Consider the following 1317-nt stretch of genomic DNA (forward strand, 5'->3'; position numbering starts at 1 on the left):
CGCGCGCGTGCGAGGCGCAGCTCGGCCGCCTCGCGCCGCTCCCGCTCCAGCCGCACCCGCGCGGCGGCGGCGCGCGCTTCCGCGCCATTGGCCCGCAGCGCGGCGATCACCGCGAGCACGAGGACGGCGACGGCGATCAGGGACCCGCCCACGAGCCGCGTCGCGAGCGAGCGCCACTGCGCGAGCACCGCATCCACCGGCGTGCTGATCTGCACGCGCAGCGGATAGCGCTCGAGCGCGTGGATGCCGACCAGCCGCTCCTCGCTATCCTCGAAGGCGCCGCGCCGGACCACCAGATGCGCGCCATCGGTCAGGGGCGGGAACCGTGCCGTGCCGGCGAAGTTGCGGCCGAATTCCTCCTCCAGCCGCGGATGGCGCGCGAGCATCACGCCGTCGCTGCGATACAGCGAGACGCGCTCGCGCCGCTCGAGCCCGAGCGTGCCGTAGATCCGCTCGAGATAGGCGAGCTCGATGACGCCGATCGCGACGCCGAGGAAGGTGCCGTCCGACGCCTCGACGCGCCGCGCCAGGTGGAAGGCCCAGGTGTTGGTGCCGCGGTTCAGCACCGGCGGGCCGATCACCAAGGGCGGGCCGCCGGCGCGCAGCGCCTGGAAGTAGGCCCGGTCGGACAGGTCGTTGGGCGGCGGCGGAAAGAAGCGGGAGGAGCCGACGACGCGCCCTTCCGCACTCAGCAGGACGATCGCATCCGCCTGGGGCAGCAGCGCGACGCGCGATCCGAGCGCCATGTGGGTGGAGTAGGCCTGCGCCCAGCCGGCGAAGGCCTGCGGCCCGGTCAGCGCCTGTTCGAGCGCGGCGCGTTCCAGCACGCCGTTGATCGCGACCTCGATCGCTTCCAGCGCGCGTTCCGAATGGTCCCCGAGCGTCAGGGCGATGTTGCCGAGTTCGCGCTGCGCGTCGCGCAGCGCATTGTCCCGCGTGCTCGATATGGTGATGGCAGCGAGGCCGAGCAGCGTGCCGGCCAGGACGATACCGCCGACGAGCAGACGGGACGCCGTGCCGAAGCGCTTGCTCAAGGGCAGCCGCGCAGCTGTGGCAGCGCTGTCGACCGGCATCACGTCCATCGTCTCTCTCGGACCAGTGGACCTGGCCGCCTCCCGAAGCGGAAACAGGTGTCACGCAGTCTTGATCGGAGAGGTTTAAATTTAGTGATGCCGGGCTCACGCCCGGGCGATCCGCCGCCCGGCAGGGCCGCCGGCGCCGGTCACGACGCCCGGACTGCGCACGGCCGGCCAGGCCCTGGGGCGGCGCAGACACCCGCAGGCCGCCTCCGACGCGCGATCCCGCCTCGCACGGCGC

The 1317-nt window shown here is 73.1% G+C and carries 1 protein-coding gene; it reads right to left on the minus strand.

Annotation, left to right across the window (positions count from 1 at the left end):
• Positions 1-1073 (minus strand): cache domain-containing protein (locus HW577_RS25115; RefSeq protein WP_269769598.1); only part of this gene is annotated, 1073 nt, incomplete at its 3' end.
• Positions 1074-1317: the final 244 nt, after the last annotated feature.

This window comes from Neoroseomonas rubea (assembly GCF_016106015.1).
In the GTDB taxonomy this organism is placed as follows: domain Bacteria; phylum Pseudomonadota; class Alphaproteobacteria; order Acetobacterales; family Acetobacteraceae; genus Neoroseomonas; species Neoroseomonas rubea.